This window comes from Bacillus sp. SD075 (genome assembly GCF_017355165.1).
Classification (GTDB): Bacteria; Bacillota; Bacilli; order Bacillales; family DSM-1321; genus Peribacillus.
The window spans coordinates 40,236-65,903 of the sequence record NZ_JADILK010000010.1 but is presented as its reverse complement, the minus strand read 5'-3'; the positions used below and the strand labels follow the sequence as shown (position 1 = coordinate 65,903).

Annotated in this window: 17 protein-coding genes and 2 pseudogenes; 3 read left to right on the top strand and 16 right to left on the bottom strand. The window is 42.0% G+C overall.

Annotation, left to right across the window (positions count from 1 at the left end; genetic code table 11):
- Positions 1 to 33 precede the first annotated feature (33 nt).
- The 7 genes from IOC57_RS09970 to IOC57_RS09940 form a co-directional block, all read right to left on the bottom strand.
- Entirely contained in the window at positions 34 to 951 is a 918-nt protein-coding gene (locus IOC57_RS09970) for an aminopeptidase (RefSeq protein WP_207438588.1), read from the bottom strand.
- 263 nt (positions 952 to 1,214) lie between these two features.
- Complete coding sequence (locus IOC57_RS09965) at positions 1,215 to 1,880, bottom strand: AroM family protein (RefSeq protein WP_207438587.1); 666 nt, start codon at positions 1,878 to 1,880, stop codon at positions 1,215 to 1,217.
- Positions 1,877 to 2,818, bottom strand: coding sequence for a DUF1177 domain-containing protein (locus IOC57_RS09960; RefSeq protein WP_207438586.1), 942 nt, complete (start codon positions 2,816 to 2,818; stop codon positions 1,877 to 1,879). Before IOC57_RS09960 ends, IOC57_RS09965 begins: the two co-directional genes overlap by 4 nt.
- Positions 2,819 to 2,832: 14 nt before the next feature.
- Entirely contained in the window at positions 2,833 to 3,882 is a 1,050-nt protein-coding gene (locus tag IOC57_RS09955) for an S-methyl thiohydantoin desulfurase family protein (protein ID WP_207438585.1), read from the bottom strand.
- A gap of 14 nt (positions 3,883 to 3,896) precedes the next feature.
- Positions 3,897 to 5,453, bottom strand: coding sequence for an OPT/YSL family transporter (locus IOC57_RS09950; protein ID WP_207438584.1), 1,557 nt, complete (start codon positions 5,451 to 5,453; stop codon positions 3,897 to 3,899).
- Between the two features lie 3 nt (positions 5,454 to 5,456).
- A complete protein-coding gene (locus IOC57_RS09945; RefSeq protein ID WP_207438583.1) occupies positions 5,457 to 6,098 on the bottom strand; it encodes an aspartate/glutamate racemase family protein in 642 nt (213 codons plus the stop codon).
- Between the two features lie 427 nt (positions 6,099 to 6,525).
- Positions 6,526 to 8,115, bottom strand: a complete 1,590-nt coding sequence (locus IOC57_RS09940; protein ID WP_207438582.1) for a PucR family transcriptional regulator — start codon at positions 8,113 to 8,115, stop codon at positions 6,526 to 6,528.
- A gap of 294 nt (positions 8,116 to 8,409) precedes the next feature.
- Between IOC57_RS09940 and IOC57_RS09935 the strand changes: the two genes are divergently transcribed.
- Complete coding sequence (locus IOC57_RS09935; RefSeq protein ID WP_207438581.1) at positions 8,410 to 9,252, top strand: MurR/RpiR family transcriptional regulator; 843 nt, start codon at positions 8,410 to 8,412, stop codon at positions 9,250 to 9,252.
- A gap of 140 nt (positions 9,253 to 9,392) precedes the next feature.
- Here IOC57_RS09935 and IOC57_RS09930 read toward each other — a convergent pair whose 3' ends face one another.
- From IOC57_RS09930 to pdxR, 3 genes are all read right to left on the bottom strand, one after another.
- Complete coding sequence (locus IOC57_RS09930; protein ID WP_207438580.1) at positions 9,393 to 9,842, bottom strand: YfmQ family protein; 450 nt, start codon at positions 9,840 to 9,842, stop codon at positions 9,393 to 9,395.
- 227 nt (positions 9,843 to 10,069) lie between these two features.
- Positions 10,070 to 10,264, bottom strand: a complete 195-nt coding sequence (locus IOC57_RS09925; RefSeq protein ID WP_207438579.1) for a hypothetical protein — start codon at positions 10,262 to 10,264, stop codon at positions 10,070 to 10,072.
- Positions 10,265 to 10,984: 720 nt separating this feature from the next.
- Positions 10,985 to 12,415, bottom strand: coding sequence for a MocR-like pyridoxine biosynthesis transcription factor PdxR (pdxR, locus tag IOC57_RS09920; RefSeq protein WP_207438578.1), 1,431 nt, complete (start codon positions 12,413 to 12,415; stop codon positions 10,985 to 10,987).
- Positions 12,416 to 12,793: 378 nt separating this feature from the next.
- Between pdxR and IOC57_RS09915 the strand changes: the two are divergent.
- Positions 12,794 to 13,744 (top strand): annotated as a pseudogene (locus IOC57_RS09915) (IS1182 family transposase); the annotation flags it as partial.
- A gap of 114 nt (positions 13,745 to 13,858) precedes the next feature.
- Here IOC57_RS09915 and IOC57_RS09910 read toward each other — a convergent pair.
- From IOC57_RS09910 to IOC57_RS09895, 4 genes are all read right to left on the bottom strand, one after another.
- The gene (locus IOC57_RS09910; RefSeq protein ID WP_207438577.1) at positions 13,859 to 15,427 is read right to left on the bottom strand and encodes a SagB family peptide dehydrogenase; all 1,569 of its coding nucleotides are present in this window, start codon (positions 15,425 to 15,427) and stop codon (positions 13,859 to 13,861) included.
- Positions 15,428 to 15,448: 21 nt separating this feature from the next.
- Complete coding sequence (locus tag IOC57_RS09905; RefSeq protein ID WP_207438576.1) at positions 15,449 to 17,392, bottom strand: TOMM precursor leader peptide-binding protein; 1,944 nt, start codon at positions 17,390 to 17,392, stop codon at positions 15,449 to 15,451.
- Positions 17,389 to 19,338: a putative thiazole-containing bacteriocin maturation protein gene (locus IOC57_RS09900; protein ID WP_207438575.1), complete on the bottom strand. Its 1,950-nt coding sequence runs from the start codon at positions 19,336 to 19,338 to the stop codon at positions 17,389 to 17,391. The genes IOC57_RS09905 and IOC57_RS09900 overlap by 4 nt, the downstream gene beginning before the upstream one ends.
- Positions 19,339 to 19,485: 147 nt before the next feature.
- Positions 19,486 to 19,731 (bottom strand): heterocycloanthracin/sonorensin family bacteriocin, encoded by a 246-nt coding sequence (locus IOC57_RS09895; protein ID WP_207438574.1) that lies wholly within the window; start codon positions 19,729 to 19,731, stop codon positions 19,486 to 19,488.
- 475 nt (positions 19,732 to 20,206) lie between these two features.
- On the opposite strand from IOC57_RS09895, the pseudogene IOC57_RS09890 reads away from it, so the two are divergent.
- Positions 20,207 to 21,064: pseudogene (locus IOC57_RS09890) on the top strand (HTH domain-containing protein).
- Between the two features lie 50 nt (positions 21,065 to 21,114).
- Here the strand turns inward: IOC57_RS09890 and IOC57_RS09885 are convergent.
- Both IOC57_RS09885 and IOC57_RS09880 read right to left on the bottom strand, forming a co-directional pair.
- On the bottom strand, positions 21,115 to 23,430 hold the full coding sequence (locus tag IOC57_RS09885; RefSeq protein ID WP_207438573.1) for a copper amine oxidase: 2,316 nt from the start codon (positions 23,428 to 23,430) through the stop codon (positions 21,115 to 21,117).
- A gap of 53 nt (positions 23,431 to 23,483) precedes the next feature.
- Positions 23,484 to 24,947: an aldehyde dehydrogenase family protein gene (locus IOC57_RS09880; RefSeq protein ID WP_207438572.1), complete on the bottom strand. Its 1,464-nt coding sequence runs from the start codon at positions 24,945 to 24,947 to the stop codon at positions 23,484 to 23,486.
- Positions 24,948 to 25,668: the final 721 nt, after the last annotated feature.

The window sequence follows — 25,668 nt, the reverse complement described above, 5'->3', positions numbered from 1 at the left end:
TTGGGTCTTTTCTAGCTGCAGTCAAAGCCCCGATCATTCAGGAAATACCCATTCGATTTCCGGTTTTACCGTTACACAGTCAATATGGACATCTGATTTGATACTGCCTCCAAAGGTATGGTTTGAACCGAAAGCGACATGAATCGTATTGTAGGCTTTTTCATCTTCTAATATATTTCCTGTCACTCTTGCGGCATGGTTTGTTCCGATTCCCAGCTCACAAAGCCATCTTCCCTCTCCATCCCCAAGCAGTGAGAGTAATTTCTTCCCATCTTCACCTGTCGCTTCGACAAGTCTGCCTTTTTGGATTGTTAAAACGATCGGCTCTTCCAACAGCCCAATGCCTGCAATTGAACCATTAATTTCAATTTGCCCTTCCGCTTCTCCTTCTACTGGGGCGATATAGGCTTCACCTGAAGGTAAGTTACCAGAAGCGGATTTTTCTTTGAAAACGCCAGTGCTTGGAACACCTTCCCTTCCATGCAGCGGTATGGCCAATAGGTTTTTTCCGGTTTTTATGATTAGTTTTTCAGCTTGTGATAGCCTTTCCGTCATAGCTAATGTTTCTTTTTCCACTCGTTTATAATCTGCATTTATTGCGCCATGTACAAACATATCTTCCGTAATTCCCGGCATTGTAATCACACCTATGCCGTGAAGGTTCGCATTTTTCCTTGCTGCTGTATGTGTTAAGGAATGTTTGGTTAAACAAAAGACAATATCATGTTTCAGCATCTCAGCAGAAGCTTCCTCCGGTGGTTCTTCCCCCGATTTCCTTCGATCTTCCATTTCATAGTAAGATGCACTCCACCCGTTTGTCGATAAAGCATTCCTGAACTTTTTTGCTAATAAGGAAGTACTATCATCCGTTAATACTAAAATCGAATCAGATTTAGTGACATGTAAATTATTGGTCATTATATTTGCAGCGATACCGTGTAACTCGCCCATGCTCATTCGCTCCCCATTTCATTACATTTTTTATTCATATACACAAACAACCATCCAAAGAGTATACCGCCGATTACCTTTTCTTCAAGTATCATTCCAAATAAACATCGAAAAAACACAATCGAAACGGGATGTAAATCATTTGTGAAATAAAACGTTTACCCTAATAGAGGACTTAAAAGGAATAGAGCAGTGATAAGCATTTCTCCATCCTTTTCCTTAAGTTTAAGAAAAAAGTGATCCGGAAAACCGGATCAACTCTACTATACATATTCTGCAACAATGCGTGCAATTAAGGTCCGGGGAAGAAGAACAGGTAAGCCGCTTCCCTCCATGGCTTCTTTTTTATGTGTTTCGTCATATCCCATACAATCGAGGACAATGAGTTCTGCGCCTTGATTTTTCAGCTTTTGAGCCGCCCCTTTTTTATCACTGTCTTCATAAGGTGATGCAACTTCCACGCAAAGCTCTATTCCTGTGCTTTGCCACTTTTGAGTTAACGTGTTTCTTTGTTCTTCTAACGGAACGACCAATCCAAGTTTTCCTTTCGATAAAATGGCTTGTACGGTATGGCTTAATAATTTATCGGGATAAATTAATGGTTTATTACTTATAATGGATGGGAAATCTCCTGTACAGAGCATAATAACGGCAGAAACTTGTTTTTCCAATTTGTTTAATTCCGCTTGCAATAACGGTATTAATTTTGATTTTCCTATTTTGATTGATTCCCCGTTTCTTAACCTAGAAATATACGTAACTTCACCTTTATCAGGTGTGATGGAATAAAGGTCATCATCCCTGATCCGGTCGAGCCCCCCAGCCTCTACAATATCAACTGTGTTCCCTAGAATATGTTGAATCGAGGGTGTAACATCAACCCTTGGTGACTGGCCAATCGTCAAGACACCAACAGATTTCTTTATCATTTTGCTGTATTTCCCAATGTTTGCAGCTTCTTCATCGATCCGTATAAATTCACAAGATGCTGAAATTCGGCTTGATTATAAAACTGAATTTCACCCCTCGTAAATTCTTTTGCAACCTCGATGCTAAAACGTACGGCTTGCGCCACATCCACCTCATGGCTTGCACCTGTTCCGCATCCAGGGACCGCTGTTTTTGCTGTTATCGCAAGTCCTACAACAGGAGCATCCGTTGTGACGGCTGGCTGTAAAATGCTATTGATATGATAGACATCATTTCCATAAGGTGTAATATCTTGAGTTGTTACAGCAAATGTAACCGGTAAATCTCCTGTTGTCATTTCCATGATCCGGATTAGATCATCACTGAACTTCAATACATACCCTTCTTTTACTGTTGGTGAAAGTGCAATGCCCCGATGATTGAATACTTTGTTTCCTTTTGTTGTATCAATTGATAGGACAGCTTCCATCTCTGGCAGCACTTCATACTGGTTCATCGTGAAAATATCAACAGGCGAGCCCATAAAAACCACAGGTTCGTGCGGTATGGTTGGAGCATCCGGACAAATATGGGTCGTGATATAGACATCCCCTGGCAGTCGATCCCCTTTTTCAGTCATTAGGCTAAGTTTTAAAGCAGCTGTAATGGCTGCGGCTGCGCCGTCCCCATCCGATACGAATCCGATACGGGAAGGTCTGGCCCCAAGTCCTCCCAATCTTCCAACAATCCCAAGAGAAGGGGAACTTCCTCCTGCCGATTTTCCTTTAGCACCTTTTACCAGGATTTTAATGAAATCCGTTGATCCACTATCACCTGCTACTGTTTGATAAGATGCTTCAACATGTGAAAATTCCGTAAACAGTTCAACTACCATCTTCCCGTTTGCATTAGGGTCATCCAGCAGTTCCATGACTTCCATCGTATATTTCAAAGACATTATCAATCTCTCCTTTATATGATATTTTTTTGGATAATAGGTTCCACCGCTTTTAATAGCTTTTCATTAAACATGGTCGAACTTAATTTCAAGTTTTCCTTCGGCACGGAAAGAACGGCGATGCTCTGGCCCTCTTGAATTTCGGCGCTTACGAGAGGAAGTCCGGTTTTTGCATCAAACGTCATGATTAGATCAGGGAATGTCCCTTTACGCTCCCCATTCATTTCAGCCGTCATATATTCATTCCAAAAAGTCAGCTCCAAATCATCAATCTTCACGACCCCTACATCAAATCCTCCTGTTTGATTCATGTTAAAAGTACGCACTTTTCCAGAATGGATGACGCGGCCTTTTAAAAACGATGCAACCGCTTCAATTCTCTCTGGCCCTTCAGGTACTGAAAGAAATGCTTCACCAAGTTCCATCGCTTGTGTAATGCCGCCAACTGCAGCATGATTTTTCACATAGCCCATTGTGACTGGGTTTCTGCAAACGGCAACCATCCCGCCAGCCTCAACCGACATATATCTAACCGCATTGGATGACTTGTCCAAGACGCCCGAAACAAATCCCTCCACTTTCTTATCTGCCTTTCCTCCTGAGTAGGATTGCAGGGATTGATATCCATCGACTTCCGATAAATTCAATGAACCCATCGAACCTGTTGGATGTGCTCTTCCATTACAAGGGGCATCAAGAACCGGCAAACCGGTACCGGCAGCTTGAAGCCAGCCATTTATGGTCGTGGATGCCCCATTTTCATTCGTCATGATTGCTTTGATCGGATGTGGAAATTCTTTTTGCATCCGTTGAACCGTTTCCACAAGTTGTTGTGAATCAACATATTGTTCTTTTGCTGAAGGTGCACCCACTAAGGAAACACAAACAACATAATCCTCATCCTGCAGTTCATCAACCGTTATAAGTGCAGGCGAACCAACTTCAAAAGCAGATTCCGTTTTTTGAAGTCCATCTAAAATCCAGCCGCCGCCTCCGCCGCCTAAAATACAGCCGCCATATACTGCATTTATTGCATCATGTTTTGTCAAAATTCTTTTTGCCATTATTGTTCACCTCATCATCGAACTTTCCAAATAGATGTAAAGAAACTATACAATGCATCTCCCGCAATAAATCCTGCCGCTGTTGTGAACATCGCATTTTCAGCTTCCGGACCACGGACTTTCAAGATAATGACCCTGATCAAGATTCCGATGATGACTGCCCAGCCTGCCAACGGATTGATAATCAACAACCCTGTCGCAAGCATGATTCCCATTTGCCTTTTAGGACCTCCGATTAACTGGATAATCGCACCGGGAATGGCCCATAAGAATAACAGCATACCGACGTTTCCTGTGACACCCTTCTCAATGGTCGCTGCATAAACCCGATCAACTGGAGGAACCAAGTCCTGGGAGAAAAATGAATCAGCAAAAATGACTACCATCACAATCGCCACTCCAAATCCGATCATTGCACTTTTAAATTGCTGTCTGCGCCCGAAAAGCTCCTCTGCAGACGTAACACTTCTGCGAATCAGTACACCCGTTTTCAAGTCATACCCCAAGTCAGCAAAAGCTGGTCCGGTTGCCGCAGTAAAGCCTGTCAATAAAGCTAAAGCAACTGGCGGGAAACCCATCAGCATACCGATGATAAGACAGATTAACGTAACGGCAAACGCCGGGAACCATCCTGAATGCATGGCTGCAATCCCGACAATGATTTCATGGATCAAGGCAGCTGTAGCAGCGTACAATACAAACAACGCTATCTGCCAAACAGGCATTTCGCTAATGATCCCGCCCATGATTGCAAGAAGGGTCGCCCCCGCAATATAAAGAAGGAAACCAATTCCAAATCCCTTTTTCACATCCACTTGTGTTCGCGTATATTCGTGATCTGTATCCCGCGCCACTTTCTTCTTGGAAGAAACAAAAACATATATGAACTGGAACAATGCCACAATTCCTCCGCCAATCATCATTCCGTGCGGGATGTAATACGCATTTAAATCCACACCAAACAATGCGCCGGAGTACCCCGTCAATAACAACCCGAGCCCAAACATGGAGAGAGCCCATATATTCCCTATGAAAGCAACACCAAAAGCGGACATGGGAATAGCAAAATATGAACCTACAAGACCTCCTAAAATACCTAATCCAAGGTACTTCCCTTTCTGTCCGCCTTCATCCCCTGCTTTAAGGGCTTCAGCTGTAGCAATTCCCGGAGGCCAGGCCTCATTCGAACCAAATAAATTCGAGTCAAATACTTTATAAAGAATGAAACCATCCACAAATAATGCAATCCCGGCACCAATCAACATCGGGATGATCAGGTCAGGCATTCCTAAAACATAAGGTAACCCAATCGGGATTAATAAACTATTTGCCGCACCGAACGTTGCAGCGGAAATCGTTGTTTGAACTAAGTTCTGGTTATCCAGCGTCTTGTATTTATAGAACATTTGCATCGGGATCCGTGAGATCAACATCGCAATCAATGCACCGATGATGGAAGTATTGGGCGTAATCCCGAGCGTTGTAATTAGCTGCATACCAACAATTGCACCGAAAACGGCAATGATAATGGAAAAGATGATAAACGGTAGGTCAAAGGTTTTTTGATTCATTGGTTACCCTCCTTGTCCAAGTAATTGATAAGCAATTGCTTGTGCCTCCACTAAGTCCACTACAGGTACAGTTAAATGTTGCCGAAAGTGATCTTTTAAACGAATTGTGGAAAATCCTGTACAAGCAAATAAGATCACGTCTGCACCTGAATCGATCAAGCCTTGCGCAACATTCATTAATTCTCCTTTTGCACCATCTTCCAATAAATCTGTCGTTTTTCTTAAGTTTTCTGAAAAAGCATATGAATGGTAGTGTCCACCTAATTCTTTTAGAATTTGGCCTGGAGGCTCTTCCGTAATTCCGATGACCCCCACTTTGCTTCCGACCATACAAGCTGAGTGGGCGCCACACGTTCCAGCCCCCAAGACAGGAATGTTGACAGCCCTTCTGCATTCTTCAATTGCCGGGTCAGCTGCACAACTAATGGTAATGGCGTCCACTTTTAACCTTTCTTCCATCCATCTTGCCAGCTGGATAATTTTCGGGATCGCCTCTTGCTCAGATTTTTCATCATATATTCCGTTCGGTTGATTCGGTATACAATGTGTGATTGATTGAACCCCTGCATATTCATATATTTTCTTCCCGTGTTCCAGAAGAACATTTTCATCTTCAGTTGTTAAAACCCTGATAATGCCTAACATAGTACCCCTCCCTATTTATATTATAAAAATTCAAACTATTAATCTGTATGCATAAAGTGAGAAAACTTTTTATTTCGTCTTTTCCCACTATTCTCATAATTAACTTTGAATGATTCTCATTGTCGTACGATTCATTATGCTAGCTATTATTCCTGCGTATTCTTGACCTTATGCAGAATGACCAATCACCCCGACATGATTTACTTGGTTATCCTTTGAAGAAATTCGCGACACTTCTGCCGAATTACTGGCTAACCGAGACCCCAGACGCTTGCGTGAGGCTTGCGTCGAGGAGGCTTGGCAGACAGTCAGCGGAAAGGAAAACGGAATTCGTAGCCTGGATACTTTTAACGAAAAAACTGCAGGCAAACTCGCTTTTCTTCGAGTTCGTCTACAGTTTAGGACGGGTGAAAACCACCTTTTTTAGCTATGATAACTCTTTCATTTTCAAACAAAAGCGTAAAATGAAAAGATTTTCCGGATCATCAAGCTCCATATTGATGAGCTCTTTGATTTTCTGGAGGCGATAGGTCATTGTTCTTCGGTGTATAAATAATTTTTCAGCTGTTCGTGTTACATTTCCATTCGTATCTAAAAATTCGATTAAGGTTTCTAATAACTGCCCATCGTTGTTTGCGAGTGGCTTCAGAACCTCTTCTGCATACTTAACAGCATGAGTATCGGTACTCATATTGATAAGGATTTCGTAAATTCCCAGCTTGTCATAAGCGTAAATCTTTTCGTTAGGCCGAAATTCCAGACCCATTTCCATGATTTTCGTTACAGATTTAATCTTCTCATCCAGATTTTTTAAATCTTGGAAGGGTGCACTAATGGAAATATGCATATCTTCAATAGAGGAATCTAGCATTACGGACTGAAAAACCTCTGTTAATTGGGCTAATACGTTTTGATTATTGTTGAGTGAGTTTTGAACAAGTGAAAAAAAATGACTGTTCTTTTCAAATACGATATTTTTTTCAAACGGGAGGTTTTCCACTGCCTCCTTTATTTTTTTTCGAATTAAAACATTACCATCCATCAAGGTTGATGGCGGGAAAAATGGCGGTTCGAGGTCTTTTCTTGTGAAAAACAACAGCGTATAAGACGCATTATCATTCCCTAAATCGGAATGAGAGAGAGATTCTAAAGTTTCTTTATCCTTTATCCGTTCTTTTTGCAATTCCAATTGCTCACTCATTACGGTTTCGGAAAGCTTTCGAATCAAACCATTCACATCCTGGGACTCCATTTCGCTAAATTGGGACTGGTTTTTATAAGGAAGATGAATGAAAGCGAATACATTGTTTTTCGAAATGAGAGGCACGATCAATCGATTTTTTTGATCTGAAAATTTCACTCGTTCAAGTGAACCATGTTTCAATCCCATACACCATTCATCTATTACCTCTTTATATCTTGAATGTGCAGGTTTGGATAAAAACAGGTTGGATTTCCTCCATCCGTCTGATGAAAATTCCTTCGTGCAGTAGAGCAGTCTCCCCTCACAATTCTCTATATAGACTTGAGATCCCAAGATTTTCGATAAGCTTTCAATGGCCTCCGAAACAGCAACATACTCCTCTTCTATAAAAGAATGGAAGGGGTTCAATAATTCTTGTGTCACCTTCCTCTTTTCTTCATAGAGCTTTTCATATAATGGAGTCAACACATTAATGTAAGATACATTTACGGGGAGTGATATAATCGGAAAAGAATGAGCCTCCGCTAACTCGATCATTTCTTTTGGAAGTTGCTTAACGAACCTGCCTAATTTAACTACCAGACCTGACGCATTTTTTTCTATTAGCGCATTTAAGATTTCACATTGTTTTTGATAATCATCTTTAACGGAGTAAAAAGTCGTCATCATCAGGATTCCTTCCGTGACCCAGCTTCCTACTTCCGGTACTTCCATTACCTCTATTGACAGGATCTCGCGTGATATTCCCTGTTTGCCAGCAATGACGGTTCCAGTCGCGAGTTCACCGATATGTAAAGCATCCGAGATCTTCATTGTTCTGCCCCTTTCAAGAAACAAGATTGTTGTAACCGCCGGTCTAAAGAAGAAGGAGAAAGTCCCTATTCATTATTGAGTGCCTTTCGGTTTTTTCTTAAGTATAGACGATTCAAGGGTAAGGCAGGGTCTAAAATTATAGCTTTACCTCAATCTTACGGATGATAGGAATGGATAATAGTTATTTTTCTATTATTACTGTTGCAACGACCCTTTAAACAAACCGGTTATTGACGTCCCTACTGGATACATTAAACTATACATACAGATAAGAAATCCGAAATGGGTGATCAAATGGAATATCTAGCAGAAAACCTCATATATGGCATAGAGTGCAGCATGGACAAGTTCACCAAAACAGAGGAGGAATTGGCCCATTATATCCTGCAGCGCCCTGAAGAAGTAAGTCAGTTAACGATCAGTCAAATAGCTAAAAAGCTTCATATTTCACCTGCAACCATTACGCGTTTCTGCCAGAAATTAGCCTTTTCCGGGTTTAATGAGTTCAGGCATGAGTTAAAAAGGTTCGTGGATCTCCGTAATACGCCGAAAAACATGAAGAACATCAAGCAGGTGGATTATTTCGCTAAACTGTATCAAGATCACTTAGGTATCATTGATAATACCTTTCATATAACCACATATGACAATATCCAAAAAGCTGTCTCTTTCCTTACAAAGGCAAATAAGATTCATGTATATGGAATAGGGAGTTCTGGTATAGCGGCCCAGGAGTTCAAGTCCAAGTTTTTCCGTATCGGCTTAACTGTCGAAGCCATTACAGATCCCCACCAGTCCATAATGGATGCAGCTTTAAGTAACGAGAATAGTGTCGTCATCGGCATTTCCATCTCTGGAACGACGAAAGAAGTGATTTCTGCAGTTAAAATCGCAAAGAAGCAAGGCGCATGCATCTTGATCTTTACTGGAGATAAGAATTCCGCGCTCTCCCAGCTTGGCGATCTCACACTATTGGTCACAAGCAAAAACAGCATGCATATGGGACAAAACATCTCTCCATTGCTCCCGCTCTTATTACTTTTTGATTTAATCTATACAGAGTTGGTTGCTAAAGATTATAAAAACCGGATAAGCATCAGGGAAAAGACTTTAAAGGTATTATCCGAGACCGACTGACTTTTGGCACCTGAAAGTTATCAGTTTGCTTGTTTAGCTGAACCTGAGCGAAAGTCCTTTTCGTTATTCTTCATAAAAAAACTGCATCTCCAATTGGTTAGATTTACTGACAATTGGGGTGCAGTTCACTTTTATTCCTTTTAAACTAAATTCCTTATTACTGGCATGGAACGTTCTTGGAGGCTCTCGGAAAGAAGACTATACGCCACTACTTTCTTCTTGTACTGTTTGACTACATCCACGTGGTCGTTGTAAATGTACACAAATATTCTAACATCGTTTTTTCCTCTTTTAGTATCAATTATGATTGGAATCCCACTGTTCTCTGGATGTAAAAATAATTTCTCGTTCCCTGGGAATATATGATTTCTTTTCAAAAACTTACCTTCGTTAAAATCATTGATTACTTGAATTTTGTCTTCATCCTCTAAAGGTTTTCCATCAAAGGTTACGATTGCATTCGCTTCACCAATTTCCGAATGCATTTTAAATTTACTCAAAATCCAATTCACGGCATCGGTTGGAAGACAGGTAACGAATAACTTAAGCAAACTTAAGATAATTGTCAAAATCAATACAGGCCATGTCATATTTGATCATCTCCGCTATTATTTAATGATTCATCTATATATTTTTCATCCATAATTATGTCGAAAGGATTGTTCACTCAGCTTACAAAGGTGATTGTTTCAAGGTATCGATCAGATTATTTTCGTTCATATTTCCGCCACATTTGTGAACAAATTCACATTTTTATACAAATAGAGTATGTCTTATGACTCAAGGCAAGACTATTATAATAATCATTCACGGTATCTTAGGCTGATTTTATTATGAAGTAGATGATGCCCACAGTTAATACTAGGGCGAGACCCATATAAATATAACTAAGGTTCAACAAATTCCCTCTCGTTGCTGCAGAATAATCATTATCACCCTTCCCCGTTAACGAAAGGGTGCCAACCAGGGCAACTAAACTAATGGCTACTACCAATATTACACTTATCATCATGATTCAACGCCTCCCAATATCATTATCCATCTCCCAAGTTATTCCGATTATCATCGTAGTATAACTACATAAAAATCATACCTAATTTGCATGTCAAAATTAAATTGTCCAAGTAGATCCCTCTTCGTGTTTACTGAGTCAATATATTAGAAAAAGCCTTCTTCTCTATAATAAAAGAACAACCCATTTTAGGACCATCCAATCAAGTGAAATTTTCACCATCCACTTGCTGAATTCTTTCGTTTATACATAGAAAAGTAAAAGCGCCACTGAAGAAATGGCTAAGATACCACGCCTTGCAGGAACACGGACCTAACTTGCTTGCTCGAAAAAGACAAAAAAGAATCATGACTTTGTCATGACTCCAGTTTGTAGACAAAAGGGATTCAAGAAACGTCAGCTTTCATCAAATGATGTTCCTGAACCAACTGACCCAAAACAACACCTTTAACTCCTCCGGTATGTTTTCTATCTAAGCTTATAAATAGTTGATTGGAGAGGAAGGTGCGAGACTCCTGCGGGAAAAGCGCGTCAAGGGGAGACCCCGCAGGGCGTAAGCCGAGGAGGCTCCCGGACCGCCGCCCGCGGAAAGCGAGTGCCCGGAGCGGAAATCAACGTCTAAATTGTACAAGCCATAAAACCGTAAACAAACTCTTTCATCAAGTTGGCCTGCAGTCTGGAATCACCATGACTCTCTTTCGTGAATATCCAAGCATATGTTTATAAACTTTTTACCGCCTCTGCAAACCTTTTGATGCCTTCGTGAATGGAATCCTCATTTTCCCTTCCAAATGTAAAGCGTACGTATTCCTTATTTGTACCTAGCGTTGAACCCGGAACATATATGACTCCTCTTTTGATGGATTCCTCCAGTAACTTTATTTCGTTCAATGGCACTTTCAGCTTACACCACAAATGAATTCCACCATTTGGCGAATAATAATCAACTTCCTTTTGCAGGAATTGTTGAAGACTCGAAACCATTGCATCCCTTCTTTTTTCCAGTTGCCCCCTTAAGCCGGCAAGATGGGCAGGAAAATACTCTGAATCCAAAAAATCGTTCGCTATCCATTGAGTGAATGAGCCATGACCGAAGTCAACCTGCTGCTTAGCATCCGATAGTCTAGCTATGACTGATTTCGGTCCTATAATCCACCCAATTCTTAAACCAGAAGCAATAATTTTCGACAAAGAGCTTATATATAAAACATTACCGTTGTTGTCCATCGATTTAAGAGTGGAAATTTCTTCCCCGGCAAAGGACGTTAAACTATAAGGATCGTCTTCTATGACCGGTATTCCATATTCGGATGAAAGCTCAAGAATCCTTTTACGGCGGTTGATAGGGAGGACAGTTCCTGTAGGATTTTGAAATATAGGGTTCAAAAAAATCATCCTGATCCGATGTTTTTTATGGAGTTCCAGTAAGTCCTCTGGGTTGATTCCATCTTTATCAACCGGCAAAGGAAAAGTTCTTAGCCCCGCGGATTGAAAGATGGGAAGGTTGTAACTATATGATGGATCTTCCAATACAACGGCATCTCCCGGCTTTAACAAGCATTGGACCACCAAATGCAGGGCTTGCTGTGCTCCAGAAGTAATGAGTATAGAAGATGGATCCGTGTCAATTCCCCTATACTGTTTAACATGATTGGTTATCGTTTCCCTTAAAACCGCATTGCCTTGGGGGTGATCATAACCTAAGCTGCCAATGAAGGACCTATTGGAAATGATTTCACGTAAGGATCGGACTGGAAATAAGTCTTCTGAAAGCTCCCCACTAGCTAAGTTAATAAGGTTATGCCCTTCCGTCTCTTTACGTATTTTTTGGGTTACTGGCATATTAGGCAAAAAAGAACCCGCTTCGATGTATCTATTCCAACTAGGGATGCGTTTTCGGGTAATTCCCCAGATATCCTTGCTGATCATCGTTCCGCTTCCTTTTTTTCGTTCAACCAGCCCATTTGCTTCCAATTCATCATAAGCAGCAACAACTGTGCTTCTGTTAACTCCCAGTTCACTTGCCAAGAAGCGTTCCGACGGTAGCGGCTTATCCAATAAAAATGTTCCGTCAGCAATGCCACTCTCGATGTGAGCAGCTATTTGTTTATATAAAGGCTTCTTGGATTTTCTGTCCGTTTTCCATTCCATAAGCTACATCCTTTAAAATGTTTAGTTAAAAGTGTACTACATTATTAACTTCATATACTTATTCATTCCCAAGAGCAGTCAAATCTTTAATTTCAGTATAATCTTCAGCAGAGATTATTGCACTTTTAGGATAGAAGCCTTACTCTAAAATGAAAATGGCCTCCATTTCTATGGAGGCCACAGACTGTAGACAAACTCGATGAAAATCGAGTTTGTCTATTTTTATGAGTTGAACTATTTGGCCGTTGATTTCCACTCCAGGCACTCGCTTTCCGCGGGGCGGTCGGGGAGCCTCCTCGTCTTTGCCTGCGGGGTCTCCCCTAGACGCGCTTTTCCCGCAGGAGTCTCGTACCTTTCGTTCCAATCAACTTTGTAAGTGCTGAACACGTTTTCGTGGATTCCACACATGTGAAAGCCAGTGCGAATAAGCGGAAATTTGAAAAGAAAATCGTTCGCAAAGAAACACGAGCGTATCAAGGACGTCTTCAAGAAGAAATAAATCAAGATCGTGAAAACCATGGAAAGAAGCCTTTTCCACCAGATAAATTTGATAAGGAAGAGACCAAAGAGATTAAAGAAAGTACAACGGATTCTGAGAGTGGCTACTATGTGAAAGATGAACGAACAAAACAGTTTGCCTATTCATTCCACGCGGCCGCAGACCGCAACGGTTTTGTATTGGGAACGATTGTAACACCTGGAAATACACATGACAGTCATATCTTAGAGCCACTAGTTGAACAAGTGATTGAGAAAGTTGGAAAACCGGAAGCCGTTGCCGCAGATGCAGCTTATAAAACACCAGCGATTACAAGCTACCTATTTAACAAAGAAATCACACCTGCTTTACCCTATACACGTCCTCGTACAAAAGAAGGATTCTTTCGCAAACATGACTATGTTTACGATGAACACTTTGATTGTTACCTTTGCCCTTCGGGAGAAACTTTAAAGTACTCAACAACAAATAAAGAGGGCTATCGCGAGTACAAATCGCCAAAACAAATTTGTGCAACATGCTCATTTTTATCACGGTGTACTGAAAGCAAAGACCATCAAAAAGTAGTGACACGGCATATCTGGCAAGCATATGTGGAAGAAGCAGATCATCTGCGTCATCATCAAGAGGTAAAACCTATCTATGCGAAACGCAAAGAAACGATTGAGCGTGTATTCGCAGATGCAAAAGAAAAGCATGGTATGCGTTGGACTACTTTAAGGGGACTTAAAAAATTGTCGATGCAAGCGATGCTTACTTTCGCTGCCATTAATGTAAAGAAGATGGCCACTTGGACATGGCAAGGTCCAAAAATAGCCCCCATCTCTTAACTTTAGGCAAAAATTCAAAGGGAATCTCAAAAAGGGTTCGGAATTTTTTAATTCCGAACCCCTTTTGTCTACAAACTGCGGCCTCCATTTCTATGGAGGCCCTCTTCACCTTCTTCAACTATGCAGACTCCCCTTCAGCCAAGGGCGATCCCGATAGTGTCCGATCGGGATTTGGATCAGGCTCGTTTTCCTTTGCGGACCATCTATCTGATAAAGTTCATCACACATATTCACATCAAAGCCGAGCAGTGGATGCCCGTTCATTCCGAGGGCTGACGACGCTAGCAGTAATTTCTGAACGAGCATCCCCGCCTCCATTTGCTTGATGCGGTAACCTCTATATCCAAGCTGCGTTTTGGAAAGATCCCGCTCGCCAACTACATGTATGCAGATCGGGACTTGCTGAAAATTCATGATATCGAGGGACATTCCGTATTGTAGCCGGAGCCGATGATCTCCTGATTGTATCTGTCGTAATGAACGTGTCGTGCGGTCATAATGATATGCACCATCTTGAATGTCTTCCACATTATACAAACATGCATATAAGGAAACGCGATGCTCGTTGTTCCCGTTTATTGCATCCAAATCATTTCGATAGGAGAACGAAGCGGTTGCCTCCTGCAGGAGAGCCGCCAGTTGCCATTGACTGACTTTCCCCAGTACGAAGTCCATTTCAGGTGAAAATCGCTTCCGGCAAACTGATGCCAAATCATAGGACAGCCGCTTCACGATAGGGAGAACTACCATTCGTCCTTCGGATTCCGCCCCATTCTTTGGATGGATCCGCCGGAATGATTGGGTGGACTCAATCATGGATGCTTCATTCATTTTAGTTAACATTGGAAATTCCCTGATCCTCTGCGATCGAACATAGTGTTCAGGCTGAATATCCGGCAATTCCCTGCATAATTCCGTCGAAGTGACAGGTCCGTCCATACTCCCTTCTTCTCTAAAACTAAAAGAAGGGTCTGCTGATAAGGGGATCACTGCATACGTGCTCTCTTCCTCTTCCGAAAGCCCGAGCAGATGATTGATGGCCCGATCAAGGAATTGGAAGCACACCCCTGCCGCGATTCCGAACCGTTTCGCCACTTCGAGCAACTGTCCAAGAAGCACGCCCGCATCCAGACCTTGCAGACGGTATGAAAAGTTATTATATTTGTAGAAGTTTTTCCAAAACATCGTCGATACAAAAACCGTGCCAAAGCATGCGGACATATCAACGGTATCACCAAAAGCCTTTGTTACATAGGAATCAAAATTCCCTTCCCTCAGCAAAACCAACCGGTGGTGTGCCGCATCATAATGGTATACACCAGCAGGCAGTCCCTCCATCTTCAAGTACACGTACAATTCACTTGGATACAAAGCTCCCCCTGAGGCCGGAAAACGCCGGAATGACTGCATGAGGTCCTCAGATTCCGCGGAGCTCGGTACCTGACTGACTTGGGTCAGGCCATATGCATACCAGAGGAAGTGACCGATTCCTTCGAAGTCCTGTTTTGAAGGCCCTCTGCACTCATCGAGCGTCAGCGGCACATCCAGTGATAGTGGAAAAGCAGGCAAGTCACGGTAAAGTTTATACGTTAACGGTGCATCATCCCAATCCACTTTCCAATCCGGCGGACTTGCCTTTTCGATATCAAAATGCAAATTGTGCAAAAATGCCTCTAGACTCATCCTCCAACCTCCTAAGTCACCTTATGGAAAAGGATGCGGATGCGGATTGAGCTGTTCGAATTCAAGCGGCCGTTTTGCATATCCAAGTTCCATCGGAACCTTCAGTATTCTCTCCAGTCCCGTTATGCGGGTAAGATGATGGCCGAATGTCATCGGTAGCATCCCCGGAATCAGCACTTTCACGCAATGTAATCCATTCCGTGCAATTTCCGGTGTCGTCTGATCCACCACAATCACCTCGAGTTGCAACCGGCGAAACTCCTGAAGGATTTCCTGCAAATCTTCCGTCAAATCCGGATGGTTCACCTTTTTCCCGTATTCTTCAGCGAATGTTCGCATCGGGCGGTCATCATCCAGCAGAAAGTGCAGTCGCTCTTCGGCTTGCGGTAAACCGTACAGCATGCCATGATCATCCATTTTCCGTACCAGTGAGGCATCATGCAGCATTTTCTCAACCTCATCCTGGTTCTCTTCCAATTTATCGTCAAGTGTCAGCATCATGCCAGCCAACTCGAAGACTGCACTTTTCACCGCGCGGACCGGGTCAAGATGGGCCCCTGCCGCACATATGATATTCAAACCTTTTTCTTTCCTGTTTTTTGCCAACGCCCATACGCTTGGTATACCATGTTCCATCGTCGAGTTAAACAGATGGATATCATATCCCGCTGCCGCCCTCGCCCTGTCAATCATCATCTCCAGTTCCTTGTCATTTGCAGAATAGGGGTCAAGGCGAGTGAGGGGCAGCTGTGCGTACCAAGTCAGCAGGAATGAATCACGTTCGACCACTTCCATGATGCCGTAGAAAATGGCCTCCTCCAAACTCCCCCCTAATGCACAGCCATTGGACGTTTCATAGACAAATCCATGACCGCAGCCCAAGCTGTAATAAGAAAGCAATTCCGGGACCAGGATGGGCCGATCTTGCAAAAATGAGTGGCCCCACACCCAATCCATCGAGCGGTCAGGATTAAACGGTTGAAATGGAAAATCCTGCTGTGCATAATTTTCCTTCGTGTGTACCCCGATCCTTATGGGATCGAGCGCAAACTCTTTCACGTTGTTGTAACTGTCATGTATGACTGTCCGTTTACCGCGGGGTTCCATTCCGCAATACCTTTCCAATCCCTCCAATATGGCAGTCATCTCACTGACCGCGTATGAGAGGGTCCGGCCTGCCGCCCCCTCATCTCCTATGAACAATGGCAAATTAACACTTACATCGGCAAATGGCGGCACTAGGTCTATCATCTTATTATTCAAGAATCCTGTGCGTCGGTCCAAGTAATCCTTGGCCAGAACTTCATTCAGCTCTTCCATTGAACGGGTACGGTAACTATCGGGACTGATTTTCGGACTTGGCTGCAACGAAATCCTTGCACGCTCCTTCGAGTCATCAGGTAAGGTTGAGCACATCGGACACAATGGATCTGGTAAGAATGAGTGCCATGATCCATTCAGCGTTATCAGGCTGATTATTGATACATGCCCTTCCGACCGGGCATGTTCTCCTTTCATCGTCTTCCTTACCTCTGCACAAATCAAGTGCGCCATCTGTAAAAGACCTGTGCGGGACGCAGCCGCATCACGGTCCATCCCCCCATTTTCCTGCAGATGTTTGCGGAATTCCCACATTTCCTTTCGATCACGCCCGGCCATGAGATGCCTTTGATCTGCACACTGTGAGCAGCCAGGAACGCCCGGTCGGACCAACGGACCTACCACTCCCTCTCCAAATGATACGAACCCCCGCATCCATGGAATGCCCGCTTCCCTTATCACCTCTTCCGCCTTTAGATGGACAGCGGGATTCCAAGCATCTTGCAGCAGAAGGACCAAAGCCGTCGTTTGCGGGATTCCTGCCTCGAAATCGTTTTGGCGATTGACCTGATATTGGCCGGACAGGTCCCCATGAACATGGTCGGCCAACACTCCTTCCCCGACAACCAATATGTCAGTTTTCACCCTGATTCCTCCTCTCGCAAAAACACCCCAAACACACCTGTAATTTCTTCCTTCAAGAAAGGCTCCACATCCATTTCGAAAACGTGGATCCGCTTACTGTCCTTCTTCAGGACTTGAATGGCGGACTGTACTAGTTCGGAATTCCCTCTCACCTCACACGAAGGAATCACAAGATTCATGGGCCCCTTTTCTTCCTCAAGAACAGGTGATGCCACTAAACCTGGAGCTGTGAGGCAAACGGTCTGGTTTTGGACTTTCATGACGGCCTTTTGCAAGGCATTCCGTAATGCGATCGTTACATTCACACCGACAGCGCCAGACCATCCATCGTCCGTTCCGGCCCAAACTACCGGGAAACCGGACACTTCCTCCCCCAACGCGATGATCGGATCTCCTTGCAGCCGGGTCAGCGCTTGTAAATAATACCTGCAGCGCTCATCTTCCACATGAGTCAACTGCACCGTCACAAGTTTTTCCTGGTTGAACCGCTTATTGCCAAACTCTGTATCCAAACTGTTTTGCAGTCCACGGCAAACACATTCAGCAAATGTTCCCCCTGCCCCAACACCGATCGGTTCCTTTATATGGTCTGCCCCCCGAAGCGGAGGAAGGGTCGAAACGAGCTGGCTAAGTTTTCGGGATACATATGCTTCAACTCCTGCAAGACCGGTTTCCCTCCTCGCTTCCTGATGCGTCAGATCTGAACGGATAATTTCGGGCAGTAGTTCGGCCGGACCGGACGATAGTGGATCAACGACCTGAACGCGGCATTGAGCCAATGGCAGCTGTTTTAAATCCCCCTCATCCCAACTATGAAAGATTCCGGATTCCGAGGATGTCAACCTGCTGAAATACATAAACACCTTCCCCGGCTCACCCGGATCCGGTTTCTGTTCGAGCCGCCGTTCAAAATCTTCAATCCATGCAGCAGTCTCTTTTCCTGCTACCCCCGGGTGGGGAATGAACGGATGCCATTTCCCCTCCAATGTCTCCATATCCAACAGATAAAATTGATTGGCTTGTTCAGCTGTAATAACGCCTGTAGCCTCTTTAAACCATTCGAATACCATTATATTGGCTAACATCGCTCCGGCTGTGGCGGAAAAAGAAGATGGTGCCTGATTCTTTTCCAGCTCAGCTTGATGTAAACGATGCCAGGCTGACTCCCAACATCCCTTGGAATCCGGATGGACAAGCGGACCAGCCATGCCTACTTGATTGATGATCAATGCGGGAAACAGGATCTTTTTCCCTTGCCTGCAAACCGAATGAAGTTCTCTTAATTCCTCTATATCACCCTCCTGTGACACATATAATATCGAGTCAAAAGACCGTACGATCTCCTGCCATTCAATCTCTGCCCCCTTTTCAAGCACGACCTCCTCTATCGCAGTCTCGTCGTCCGTCTTACGCGCATGTGCCACGATTTCATTCAGCCTTTTTCTATTGGTCGGCACCGTGTCCGTAATGAGGATATGGAATGCAGGCAATCCGGATTCGATAAGTGAGGACACCAATGAAAGGAACAGTGGACCAGATCCTATAGCCAACGCCTTTTTCCTTCGATAAGCTTCAAAACGGTGAGCCCCTGAATCGACGTAACTTTCCAGGAACTCGATTTGCGAAGCATACTTTTCAAGAACTTGATTCCTTAATTGATGGGAACTGTCCTGACTTACATCCCGAACAAACCCATTACTGTACAAAACCTCGGCAATCTCCATCACCCTGTTCCGGTATGGGCCAGGTAATCCATCCGTCAACTCACTTAATGTATGGTTCCCGTTGAACATCGGTAATAACTTTTCAATCCACTGGACGATCGTACTGCCCTCCATTCGGAAGGAACTTATGTTATTCCTGAAATACACACCCCTGTTTGGTTCCGGAAGAAAAAACGTATCCCTTTTCACTTTCAAACGCATAGAAGGGGTCAAATTCACCATTCCGCTCCTCCTAACCCGATGCATTCTAAATACTGCTACAACACAGCACTTCACTTTAATCCTATGAACGACAAATTGTCCCTTATGTCTAATGAAATAAAGAAAGTCCCTGTACATACAGGGACTTTCTTTAGAAAACCTGAATCCTTAACGACCACAACGTCCGCAACGTCCTCCGCATCCTCCACAGCGGCCTCCGCATCCACCACAGCGACCTCCGCATCCTCCACAGCCAAAGCAGCCAAAACACAAGAAACAGCCGAAACAGCCTAAACCAATAAGACGAGAATCTTCCATGGAATACTGCTGAGGGACTTGTTCCCAAGGAACCGGCTGACTTACCTGGAAATCGTCAACATTCAACATTTGCAATTGATTTTGAAACTCATTCATTTATATAACCTCCGTATATTAATTAATAAGGCAATGCTTACAACAGGAAATCGGAACGAAATAGTCAGGGAATTAACACCACATCAAGTACTCCCTCCAACAAAATATGTAAGGGGAGTGGGTATTGGAACTGATTCAAAAGCATATTTTTATTGAATCTTCATAAAACCGTTCAAGACGGAAACAGGATAATCACTTAATTAATAATGTGGCTAAGTACAAATCAAAAACATCGAGACAAAGCTGAAAGAACCTGGAACTAAGTTGGCAAGCCTAGGAAAGGAGCTTAGCCTATCAACTCGAAAAGGGCTTCTTTGTGTAGATGATGCTACTCCAAACAATTAATTAATGTATGAATTCACTCTCGCTACGGACCAAAATAAAGCCCTTGCACTAACCAAAATGTACCCTATAGATTAGACACCTAAAAAAAGTCTCCTATTGGGTACTTTTTTGTATACTTAAGAAACACAATATGGGACTGGAGAAGATTATGAGTAAAAAGCTTTTTACTGAGAAAGAAATCAAACTACTATCATCTAATAATTATGTTAAATCTGTATAAGTTCAAAAGGGATTACTTATACGGATGGATTTAAGCATATATTTATAGCGGAAAAACAGAAAGGCAAATTCGCAAGGGGAATTTTTGAAGAATTTGGGTTTGATGTAGAGGTTTTGGGGATGGAAAGAATTAAATCAGCGAGTAAGAGAGGGCAAGCTGTTTACGAGAAGAACGGGATTATTGGTTTATGTGACACTAGAGCAGAAAATTCAGGGCGCCAAAAAGAAGGAAAACTTACCCTAGAGGAGAAAAACGCTCGCTTGGAATCACAAATCAACTTACTAAAGGCAGAAAACGAACTGTTAAAAAAGATTCGTTTTGAAGAAAGGGGGATGAAGAAGTAATTCTCCCTCCTTTCAAAAAAGAAATCGAAAAGATGAAAAAAAGGAGGAGATAGTGAAAGAAACCATCATAAAAGCGTACCATTAAAGGAAAATTGAAGATTTCCCAAAGCAAAGAATGCCTTTATCCACTGTGATCAGGGAACTCATTATACCCAGCCGGACTTTCAGAAATCAGTAAAAAAACTGGGTTAGGCCAGTCAATGTCAAGGCGCGGGAACTGCTGGGATCATGCTCCTCAAGAATCTTTTTTTGGCCATTTTAAAGTTGAAGCCTCTATTAAAGCATGTTCAACTTTAGATGAATTATTAAGCAATATAGGACGTATTACAATCACTACCGATACCAATGGAATTTAAAAAAGATGACTCCTGTTCAATACTCAATACAGAAATCATCTTTTTCAAGCTGCCTAGGCTTTTTTTAGCTGTCCTTTACAAAGGGTACATTTTAAACTTATGCAAGGCCTTTATTTAATCACTTTGAATTTTCTTTTGGTAAATCTAATGTTGGAGTACGATCAAAGAAATTCCACGGTTTTAACATGGCGTGTACCCACTCTGTTGGCATCATTGGCCATTCTTCAGCTCGTGCTATATGAGTTGCACCTGTGGTCATCCATACCACATTATCTGTATTGTCAATGGAACCGTTGTCTGCGGTATATTGTCCTAATCCTGTATCTGTTTTGCTGCGGTTCGGATATTTCCCTTCCGGATAGCGCTCATCCGGGTCATAATTTGTGACCCACAATTGCTTGTCCATAAAGTTAACTCGCTTAAAAAGCCAGTCATCATCACTAAATAAGGCTCCTTTGGCAATCGGGTGAGTGCCTCCTGCAAAAGGGATGATTTGATATGAAACAGGATTTCCTACCTTATTCTCTTTATTAAGATTACTGAATAGTCGAATAGTGGAAGAATCAAATTTCTGAATCGACTCTTGCTCCGTCTTTACTGTTTTTTCTTCTGTTACCATAACACTTTTGCGTGGACCGCCCTCTTGATTTTTTTCTACCTTTGGATTAATTTCCATTAGGGAATTACTTTCGCCATCAACATCTAGGTCAAGCCTGAAATTATAAATGTGCTGGTGAGTGGTTCCGACAATATTATCATCAAGCAAAGTACCATATTTTGTATCCTCTTTTGCAGTTTTGTCATGCATTGTTTTTGATTTAACACCTTTCACTGCTTCAATACCAGATGCTCCTACATCAATATTAATTATTCCATTTTGTGATAACTTCCAATCAAAGATATAATCATAGTTTCCGATTGTACTAACCCAGCGAACCACTAATTCACGGCGTTCACGGCTTTGATTTTCTTCTTTAAATGTCGCAAGGTCGGCATGTTTATATTCTGGCCCCGCATATTGTTCAAATACTGCAATGGCATTTTTAATAACGTAAGGATTGCCCGAGTTATCGGCAATTGTTGCATCTAGCAGCACGGCGTTTTCTGGTACGTCAGCTCCAAGTTCTAGCGGTGCAGTTAATGTGCCCATTCCATATTCACCAGCATCCAAATAGGACTTGAAGTACCAGCCAACGTCAGGATCTCCGTAAGGAACTATCATCCCGCCCAGCGATCCTTCATACATAATTTTTCTTTTTTTTCCATGGTCATCATAAGTAACAGTTGATAACACAGGTCCTACCCGAGTATCCAATCGTAAGTGGAAATCCCAATTTTGCCAGCTAATCGTATTTCCTTTTATTTCATAGTTCCTGCCTTCAGGCTCGGTGATATTTAACGGTTTTACATCGGATTTCTTCTCATAATCTCTACCATCATATGCGTTTAATTGCATCGGGATTGGAATGACACCTTCATCTTCTACTTTAATGACCTCTTTCTTTTCAAGATCTACAACAGCGACCAAATTTTCAATTGGATGCGCCCAAAAATTCCCATCTCCTGTATCCAAATAAGATACGATTTTCAATAGACGCTTATCATGCTCCAATTTATCTTCACCATCGAAATAACCTACTGTCAAAGGGGTCGCAACGACCTTTTTAGGGTCATCTACCCCCCGCTTTTTTAGCGCTTTTGCATAGTCTTCACTTGCTTCAATGGCTCCTTGAACAGTAGCGAAATCATCCAGAATAAGCATGCCATGAACGCCGTCCATTTCATTCCATGAAACTAGTTTTTTTGATGATATATTCACTTCACCCTCAATAACTTGTTTGCCATCCAATGCAATGAACTCTGCTTTTCTTGTAAATGCGTTGTCTTTTTTCTCTTTATCGTACTCCCACTCCCACACTTTCTTTTTTTCGGGAAGCTTCAGTGTAATTTCTGTAAAACGAAGAGTATCTTTATATTTCCCTGCCTCTTTGATTACATTAACCACCGCTTTAATTTCTTTAGGAGTTAAAGGATCTAAAGGATGATAAGCTTCTTTTATTTTAGCTGTTTGCTTGATGTCAGGGAGAACTTCATTCACAAAATGATCAGTTACGTAGATCTTCTCATCTTTTTCTATCACGTTTGATTCAAGTGTAATCGCCTTTCCATTAATATACGCTTTATCGGAATCAGGTATTATTTTTATGACCGTATCATCTTTTTCGATGGTGATTTTTTTTGTAAAAAAGCTCCAAAAATTAGATTTAACAGTTGCACCAGTACCTTCTAAAGCTGTTTCTAGCTTAATTAATTCCACTTCACCGCCATGAGCAGAAGCATTGTTATTATGAATGAATGAATAAGGAGAGAATATGAAAGTTAGTGCAGTCATTACAATAATTGCTGCTTTGTAAGTTCTTTGCTTTGTTTTCATAGAATGTTTCCTTTCATTTTTTATTTTTAACTTTCATTAGCTAAATAATAGTCTTAGCCACCGTACCAATTTAAGCCTTTTTCACCTAAATCAATCCATACACTCTTTGAGTGCGTATACATATCCATGGCTTGTACCCCTAATTCCCTACCAAATCCACTTTGTTTCATTCCTCCAAAAGGAGTTGTACTATCCAGCATACTGTACGTATTCACATAGACAGTTCCTGATTGGATACCACGCGCCATACGATGAGCTCTTTTTAAGTCATTGGTCCATATCCCTGAAGCTAAACCGTAAATAGTATCATTTGCTTGTCGTAGGGCATCCTCTTCGTCTTTGAAGCGAATAACCGACACAACTGGCCCAAATATCTCTTCACGCGCAATTGTCATTTCGTTGGTTACATCTCCAAAGATGGTAGGAGTGAAATAATATCCATTTTTTTTGCCTCTTTGGCCACCTGTCACTAATTCCGCACCTTCTTCAAGACCAACCGCTACATACCTTTCAATCGTCTTTAACTGTTGTGCGGAAACTTGTGGACCCATTTGTGTTGTCGCTTCAAGGGGATTTCCTACCCGTATGGATTGTACTTTACTAGCAAAAAGATCCATAAATTTATCATAAATGCTTTCTTGGACAAATAATCGAGAACCAGAAGCACAAACTTGACCTTGTGCAAAGTAAATGCCAAACATCGCTCCATTAACTGCATCTTCAAGAGTGGCATCGTCAAATACAATGTTAGGTGATTTCCCTCCCAGTTCTAACGAAACTGGTTTCAAGTTTTTTGTAGCGGCTTGCATGATTAAACGCCCCGTGTCCGTTGACCCCGTAAAAGCAATTTTATCGACGTCTGGATGAGAAGCTAAAGCAGATCCCACGGTTGAACCTGGACCGGGTACAATATTAATCACCCCATCAGGAATACCGACTTCTTGGAACAGTTTAGCCAGTTCTAAAATACTTGTTGATGTTTCTTTTGCTGGCTTAATAACAATTGTATTTCCAGCAGCTAAAGCAGGAGCTAATTTCCACATCGTCAGCATTAAAGGAAAGTTCCAAGGGACAATGGCGCCAATTACACCTAATGGTTCTTTTAATGTGTAGTTGAAACGATTGTGGGGTGATGCCAATGTATCGCCCTGCACCTTATTTGCAAGTCCTGCATAGAACTCCAGTACATCTATGGTAGTAGGAAGAGCTATATGCTTGGTTTCATTGATTGGTAAACCATTATCCTTTGATTCTACTTCCGCTAAAAAGTCTGAATTCTCCCACATTTTCTGAGCTGCTTTATACAGAAGTCTACCTCGGTCACTAGGAGACATAGTCGCCCATGGTCCGGATTCGAACGCTTTTCGAGCTGCTTTAACGGCATGGTTTACATCTTCCTCGCCCCCTTTTGAAACAAGGGCATGGACTTCTCCTGTGCCAGGATTAATCGTTTCAAATGTTTCTCCTGAGAGTGAATCTGTCCATTTTCCATCGATAAATAGTTGATATTTTTTCATTTTCTCCACCTCTTATTTTTTTTGATAAAACTTCGAAATTACTAACCATACAATTTTGAGAAACATAGGTTGCTAGGTTTCCTTAAGTGATGCGTAAATTCAATAAGCTAAAAGCTCCTAACTTTGTTTACATGCACGATGGAAAGTGATTATATTTTTATGATTTTTCAACACGGATAATGAACTCTTAAGTCTTGTTTTTGGTAAATGGCATCCATTGAAATTGAATGTCATCTGGAGTAATCCCTTGCTCTTTAAACTTCGTTCGATAAACTCTATATTCAGATAGATATGTCATAATGTAGTCTGAAATCTGCTCATTTATAGTGCTTCCATTTCAGCACGAGTTAGCGTTTCAATTTCTGAATTGTACATGAAAGCATAACTCTTCCAATATTTTATTGATTTTTTTAAGTAATAGAGAATTAGTAACTCTAAAACACACATAAACATACTCAAAAAATTAACAACCGTTACAAAAACGTTATATAAATAAACATTACTCTCCTTCAATTTAAATCAATAACTCAAAAGTGTACTACGCATCCACTTATTCAGTTTTGATAAGGAGATGTTTATTTTCCTACCTCGCACACTTACGTTTCTTTCATCTCCTTAGGTTCATTTTAAAAACTCTTTCTAATTTATTAACTATTACATGTAAGTATTTTATATTATCCAGAAAAATCAAAAAATTTACTATTACCCAAATGGGTCATTT

What these genes read in the sequence shown, in the direction of transcription:
- IOC57_RS09970 (WP_207438588.1), bottom strand. Translation starts at nt 951, where the DNA reads ATGGGCGAGTTACACGGTATCGCTGCAAATATAATGACCAATAATTTA.
- IOC57_RS09965 (WP_207438587.1), bottom strand. Translation starts at nt 1,880, where the DNA reads ATGATAAAGAAATCTGTTGGTGTCTTGACGATTGGCCAGTCACCAAGG.
- IOC57_RS09960 (WP_207438586.1), bottom strand. Translation starts at nt 2,818, where the DNA reads ATGTCTTTGAAATATACGATGGAAGTCATGGAACTGCTGGATGACCCT.
- IOC57_RS09955 (WP_207438585.1), bottom strand. Translation starts at nt 3,882, where the DNA reads ATGGCAAAAAGAATTTTGACAAAACATGATGCAATAAATGCAGTATAT.
- IOC57_RS09950 (WP_207438584.1), bottom strand. Translation starts at nt 5,453, where the DNA reads ATGAATCAAAAAACCTTTGACCTACCGTTTATCATCTTTTCCATTATC.
- IOC57_RS09945 (WP_207438583.1), bottom strand. Translation starts at nt 6,098, where the DNA reads ATGTTAGGCATTATCAGGGTTTTAACAACTGAAGATGAAAATGTTCTT.
- IOC57_RS09940 (WP_207438582.1), bottom strand. Translation starts at nt 8,115, where the DNA reads ATGAAGATCTCGGATGCTTTACATATCGGTGAACTCGCGACTGGAACC.
- IOC57_RS09935 (WP_207438581.1), top strand. Translation starts at nt 8,410, where the DNA reads ATGGAATATCTAGCAGAAAACCTCATATATGGCATAGAGTGCAGCATG.
- IOC57_RS09930 (WP_207438580.1), bottom strand. Translation starts at nt 9,842, where the DNA reads ATGACATGGCCTGTATTGATTTTGACAATTATCTTAAGTTTGCTTAAG.
- IOC57_RS09925 (WP_207438579.1), bottom strand. Translation starts at nt 10,264, where the DNA reads ATGATGATAAGTGTAATATTGGTAGTAGCCATTAGTTTAGTTGCCCTG.
- pdxR (WP_207438578.1), bottom strand. Translation starts at nt 12,415, where the DNA reads ATGGAATGGAAAACGGACAGAAAATCCAAGAAGCCTTTATATAAACAA.
- IOC57_RS09910 (WP_207438577.1), bottom strand. Translation starts at nt 15,427, where the DNA reads ATGAGTCTAGAGGCATTTTTGCACAATTTGCATTTTGATATCGAAAAG.
- IOC57_RS09900 (WP_207438575.1), bottom strand. Translation starts at nt 19,338, where the DNA reads ATGGTGAATTTGACCCCTTCTATGCGTTTGAAAGTGAAAAGGGATACG.
- IOC57_RS09895 (WP_207438574.1), bottom strand. Translation starts at nt 19,731, where the DNA reads ATGAATGAGTTTCAAAATCAATTGCAAATGTTGAATGTTGACGATTTC.
- IOC57_RS09885 (WP_207438573.1), bottom strand. Translation starts at nt 23,430, where the DNA reads ATGAAAACAAAGCAAAGAACTTACAAAGCAGCAATTATTGTAATGACT.
- IOC57_RS09880 (WP_207438572.1), bottom strand. Translation starts at nt 24,947, where the DNA reads ATGAAAAAATATCAACTATTTATCGATGGAAAATGGACAGATTCACTC.